This window comes from Cellulomonas sp. IC4_254, from assembly GCF_011603975.1.
Lineage (GTDB): Bacteria > Actinomycetota > Actinomycetes > Actinomycetales > Cellulomonadaceae > Cellulomonas.
Map to the genome: position 1 here is coordinate 1 of NZ_JAANNB010000224.1, position 5,661 is coordinate 5,661.

Here is a 5,661-nt window from a genome sequence, read left to right on the forward strand (position 1 = left end):
GACCGGCCGCCCCGGCCGCGCCGGCCGCCCCGCCCGTCGCCGTCGCCCGCCGCCGCAGGGACCGCCGGGCCCACAGGACGGCTGCCAGCACCGCGGCCCCGAGCACGAGCCACGGCAGCAGCACGCCGAGCACGGTCACGACCACGCCGAGCACGCCCAGCAGTGCGGACCAGCCCGCGGCGAGCCCGCCCAGGAACCCGGGCGGCCCCTCCGGCTCGGCCGGGGCGGTCTCGTCGGCCGGCGCCGGCTGCGGCGGGGTCCAGATCGAGATGCGGAGCGTGGACAGGGCGACCTGCTCGGCCATCCGCGCGCGCTCCGACTGCAGCGACTCGAGGGAGGCCTGCCGCTCCGTGAGCGTGCCCTCCGCCTCGAGGACCTCCTGCCGCGTGCTCGCGCGGTTCAGCAGGTCCTCCATGCGCGCGACGGAGAGCGTCATGGCGTGGATCCGGGCGTCGAGGTCCTGGGCGGCGCCCGTCACGTCGTCGGACGACAGGTCGACGTGGTCGACGTCGCCGATCTCGTCCAGCGCCTCGAGCAGCCCCGTCATCGCGCCGGCCGGCACCCGGACCGTCAGGTCGGCGGTGGCCTCGGTGCCCTCGTCGGCGCGCGCGGCGGTCTCGTGCCGGGCGTCCACGCGGCCGCCGGCGGCCTCGACCTGGGCGACGACCGCGTCGGCGGCGGCGCGCGGGTCCGGGCTGACCAGGCCGGCCTCGCCCGTGGTGATGACCTGGCGCCCCCCGGCGTCCGCGGCGGTCAGCCCGACGCCGCCGGTCCCGGAGGCGACGTCCCCGGACGCGTCCTGCGCCCCGGCCTCGGCCGCACCCGCCTCCGCCGACCCCGCCGCGTCCCCGGCCGCCGCGCCGGCGTCGCCACCCGCGGCGGCTCCCGCGTCGGCGCCGGCCCCGCCCGCGTCCGACCCGGCCCCGCCGACCGCCCGCTCGGACCCGCCCTGCGCGAGGTCGGCGGTGCTCGCGCCGCTGTCGCCACCGGCGCTGCACCCCGCGAGGAGCAGCCCGGCCAGTGCGAGCCCGCCGAGGGCCCGCGTCACGTTCGTCCCCGCTCCGCGGCCGGTCGTGCTGCCGCCGCCCCTCCGCTGTGTCCGCATGGCCCGGACAGTAGGGGCGCCGACAGGCGCGCGGAGGGCCGTCACCTGCACGGATGCCCAATCGTTGCGCGACGGGGGTCGCCGCGTCCGTCCCGTGACCTGACCGCGTCCGGCCCGTGACCCGGCACCCGCGGCCGCCGGGCCGCGCGACCGGCGCTCGCCGGACCCGCGGAAGCGGCACCGACCGTGGATCCGTTCCCGCGCGTCGCCCCACGGGAACGGACGAACCGGGCACACTGGTGAGCGGGGGCCGGGCCGCTGCACGCCCGTGTTCAGTCACCGTCGCCCGGAAGGACCGTCGTGCCCGCTCCGACCACACCCCTGCGACTCGTCCCGGCCCCGCGGCTGGTCCGCGAGGCCGAGGGTGCGCCGTTCGTCGTCTCCGCCGCCACCACCGTGACCACCGGCGTCAGCCCCGCCGAGGTCGCGCTGGGCGTGCTCGCCGCCGAGCAGCTCAGCCGCATCTCGGGCAGCACCGTCGAGGTGCGCTACCGCGACGTCGCGGAGCCGACCCAGCCCGGGGACGTCGCGTTCGTGCTGGAGCCCGGGCTCTCGGGCGAGCAGTACCGGCTGGACGTCGCGGCCGACCTGGTCCGGGTCGCCGCGGGCACCCCCGAGGGGCTGATGCGCGGGCTGGCGACGCTGCACCAGGTGCTGCGCCCGCACGACGGCACGTTCGCGGCCTGGCCGGTGCACGTCGAGGACGAGCCGGTGCACGGCTGGCGCGGGCTGTCGGTGGACGTGGCCCGGCACTTCTTCGGCCCGGACGACCTGCGGGTCGTCGTCGACCTGATGGCCGCGTACAAGCTCAACGTGCTGCACCTGCACCTGTCGGACGACCAGGGCTGGCGGCTCGACCTGCCGTCGCGGCCCGACCTGGCGGCCCGCTCGGGCGGCACGGCCGTCGACGGCGACCCGGGCGGGTACTTCACCACCGAGGAGTTCCAGGCGCTGGTGGCGTACGCGGACGCGCGCGGCGTGCGGGTGGTGCCGGAGATCGACGTGCCGGGCCACGTCAACGCCGCGCTGCACGCGTACGGCGAGCTGACGCCGTCCGGCGAGCCGGCCGAGGCGTACACGGGGATCGACGTGGGCTTCAGCCGGCTGACCGCGGACCTGCCGACGACCGAGCCGTTCCTCCGGGACGTGTTCGGCGACGTCGCGGCCGTGACGCCGGGGGAGTACGTGCACATCGGCGGCGACGAGGTGCACACGATGGAGCGCGACGAGTACGCGCGGCTGGTGCGGATGGCCTCGGACGCGGTGCGCGCCGCGGGCAAGCAGGTCGTCGGCTGGCAGGAGATCGCGACGACGCCGCTGGAGCCGGGCACGGTCGTGCAGTACTGGGACACCCGGATGGACCCGGCGCCGATCGTCGCGGCGGCGCGGGCCGGTGCGCGGCTGCTGATGTCGCCGGGCTCCAAGGCGTACCTCGACATGAAGTACGACGCGGGCACGGCGCTCGGGCTGGAGTGGGCCGGGCACATCGAGCTGCGCGACGCCTACGCCTGGGAGCCGACCGCGCTGGTGCCGGGGCTGCCCGAGGGCTCGGTGATCGGCGTCGAGGCGACCGTGTGGACCGAGACGCTCCGCAGCCTCGACGACCTCATGACGATGCTGCTGCCCCGGCTGGCTGCCGTCGCCGAGGTCGCGTGGACGCCGGCCGACCGGCGGGACTGGGACGACTTCGCGACCCGGGTCGCGGCCCACGGGCCGTACTGGGACGCCGAGGGGTTCGCCTGGTACCCGAGCCCGCAGGTCGACTGGCACGTCGACCTGTCCTGAGGACGTCCGTCAGATCCAGGACCGCAGCCACATGTGGACGTGCCAGAAGTCGTACGGCACGACCCACGCGGTCCAGATCGGGTAGAAGAACGCGCTGACCGCGAGGACGACGACCAGCACCGCCGTGGTGGCGACCAGCCCCCGGCGGCGCTGGCGCTCGTCCCGCCCCTGCACGAGCAGGGCCAGCACGTAGGTCAGCGTCAGCACCACCCACGGCGTGAACGCGATCGAGTAGAACGTGAAGATGGTCCGCTCGGTGTAGGCGAACCAGGGCAGCCAGCCGGCGACGACGCCGGACAGCACCGCGCCCGCGCGCCAGTCCCGGCGGACGAGGAGCCGGTACAGCGCGACGAGCAGCGCCAGCGCGCCGAGCCACCAGATCACCGGGTTGCCCAGCGAGGTGATGGCCTGCGAGCAGGCGTCCGCCCCGCACAGGTCGCGCGCGGCGGAGCCGGTCAGCCCGGAGACCTCGGTCGGGTAGTAGAACGACGTGGGCCGCCACTGGATGATCCAGCCGAGCGGGTGCGCGGCGTAGGCGTGCTCGGCGGTCAGGTGGGTGTGGAACTGCCACATCTGGGTGTGGAAGTGCCACAGCGAGCGCAGCGCGGGCGGCAGCCAGGTCACGCCCTCGCCGGGGTTCTCGACCGCCCACTGCCGCAGGTACGACCCCGGGTGCGCGAACCACGACGCCCAGGTGCCGAGGTACGTCCCGGCGGCGGTGAGCACCACGACGAACCCCGCCGGGATCGCGTCGCGCCACAGCGTCGCGGGCAGCCAGCCGCGGACCCCGACGGACCGGCGCGCGGTGGCGTCCCAGGCGACCGAGAGCAGCCCGAAGACCGCCAGGAAGTACAGGCCCGACCACTTGGTGCCGATGCACAGGCCCAGCAGCACCGCGGCCGCGAACCGCCACCACCGCCAGCCGAGCCGCGGGCCGAGACCCAGCTCCGCCCCGGAGTCGAGGACCGTCGCCGTGCGGGCGGCGAGCCGGCGCCGGGCCTGGTCCCGGTCCAGCAGCAGCGCCCCGAACGCGGCCAGCGCGAAGAACATCACGAAGTTGTCCAGCAGCCCGGTCCGCGAGTGCACGATCGCCTCGCCGTCGACGGCCATGAGCAGGCCGGCGACGGTGCCGAGCGCGGTGGAGGCGAACAGCCGGCGCGCGATCCGGGCGACCAGGAGCACCGCGAGCGTGCCGACGACCGCGGACGCCAGCCGCCAGGCGGTCGCCGACCCGATGCCGCCGCCGAGCTGGATGCCGAGCGCGATCAGCCACTTGCCGACCGGCGGGTGCACCACGTACTCCGGCGAGGTCCCGAGCGCCGAGCCGTCGCCCTGCGCGAACAGCGCGTTGGCGTCGTCGCCCCACGAGCCCTCGTAGCCGAGCCGCAGCAGCGAGTACGCCTGCTTGACGTAGTAGGTCTCGTCGAACACGAGCTCGTGCGGCCGGCCGAGGTTCCAGAACCGGAGCACGCCGCCGAGCAGCGTGACCGCGAGCGGCCACAGCCAGCCGGTGAGCCGGGCGCGCCCGGTCGCGTCGAGCAGCAGCGTGCGCGCCCCCAGCAGCGAGACCAGCAGCCGGTCGTGCGTGGACAGGCCCGGGTCGTCCTCACGGTCGGGGTCCTCGCCCGCGCGGATCACGAGCGTGCCGGCCGCCGGCGTGGGGACGGCGTGGCCGTGCCGGCCGGCGTCGGCCGCACCTCCCGGGGACGCGGCCGCGGCGGGCTCGGGCGGGGCGACCGGCGGGAACCGCCGCGCGGTCGCGTCCTCGTCGTCGCGGGAACCCGGCTGGTCGGGCGCGTGGTCGGGCTGCGGCACGGTCGCCATCGTAGGGGCGCCGCCTGGGCGGGACCTGCGGGATCGGCCCGGCCCCACCCCCGGCGGCGCGCCGACGGGCGCGGAGGTGGCAGGCTGGCCCGCGTGACCCCCCAGGCTCCCGGCACCGGCCGGCTCGTGCTCGCGGCGACCCCGATCGGCGACGTGGAGGACGCCTCGCCCCGCCTGCGCCGGCTGCTCGAGGAGGCCGACGTGGTCGCGGCCGAGGACACCCGGCGGCTGCGGGGGCTCGCGACCCGCATGGGCGTGACCGTCGGCGGCCGGGTGGTCAGCCACCACGAGCACAACGAGGCGGCGACGACGCCGGAGCTGCTCGACGTGGTGCGCGGCGGCGGCACGGTGCTGGTCGTCACGGACGCCGGGATGCCCGCGGTGTCCGACCCGGGGTTCCGGGTGGTGTCCGCGGCGGTCGAGGCCGGGCTGACCGTGACCGCGGCGCCGGGCCCGAGCGCGGTGCTGACCGCCCTCGCGCTGTCCGGGCTGCCGACCGACCGGTTCTGCTTCGAGGGGTTCCCGCCGCGCAAGCCGGGGGAGCGGCTCCGCGCGCTGACCGCCCTGGAGCGCGAGCCGCGCACGATGGTGTTCTTCGAGGCGCCGCACCGGCTGGCGGCGACGCTGGCGGACATGGCGACGGCGTTCGGGGGCGACCGGCCGGCGGCGGTGTGCCGCGAGCTGACCAAGACCTACGAGGAGGTCGTCCGGGACGGCCTCGGCGCGCTGGCGGCGTGGGCCGCGGCGGGCGAGGTGCGCGGCGAGATCGCGGTCGTCGTGGCCGGCGCGCCGGCGCGGGAGGTGGCGTCCGAGGCGGACCTCGTCGCGGAGGTGCTGGCCCGGGTCGACGGCGGCGAGCGGCTGAAGGAGGCCGTGGCCGAGGTCGCCCAGGTGGCCGGCGTGCCGAAGCGGGACCTGTACGCGGCGGCGCTGGCGGCGCGCTCCAC

General features: G+C 77.0%; 4 protein-coding genes. 2 read left to right on the forward strand and 2 right to left on the reverse strand.

What is annotated here, in order from left to right; genetic code table 11:
* A partial coding sequence (locus G6556_RS16625) for a DUF4349 domain-containing protein (RefSeq protein WP_166943919.1) occupies positions 1-1,048 on the reverse strand: 1,048 nt, incomplete at its 3' end.
* Between the two features lie 357 nt (positions 1,049-1,405).
* On the opposite strand from G6556_RS16625, the gene G6556_RS16630 reads away from it, so the two are divergent.
* Positions 1,406-2,890: a family 20 glycosylhydrolase gene (locus G6556_RS16630; protein ID WP_166943921.1), complete on the forward strand. Its 1,485-nt coding sequence runs from the start codon at positions 1,406-1,408 to the stop codon at positions 2,888-2,890.
* Between the two features lie 9 nt (positions 2,891-2,899).
* Here G6556_RS16630 and G6556_RS16635 read toward each other — a convergent pair whose 3' ends face one another.
* Positions 2,900-4,705 (reverse strand): glycosyltransferase family 39 protein, encoded by a 1,806-nt coding sequence (locus G6556_RS16635; RefSeq protein ID WP_346774956.1) that lies wholly within the window; start codon positions 4,703-4,705, stop codon positions 2,900-2,902.
* Positions 4,706-4,798: 93 nt separating this feature from the next.
* On the opposite strand from G6556_RS16635, the gene rsmI reads away from it, so the two are divergent.
* The coding region (gene rsmI, locus G6556_RS16640; protein ID WP_205693635.1) for a 16S rRNA (cytidine(1402)-2'-O)-methyltransferase at positions 4,799-5,661 on the forward strand (863 nt) is incomplete at its 3' end.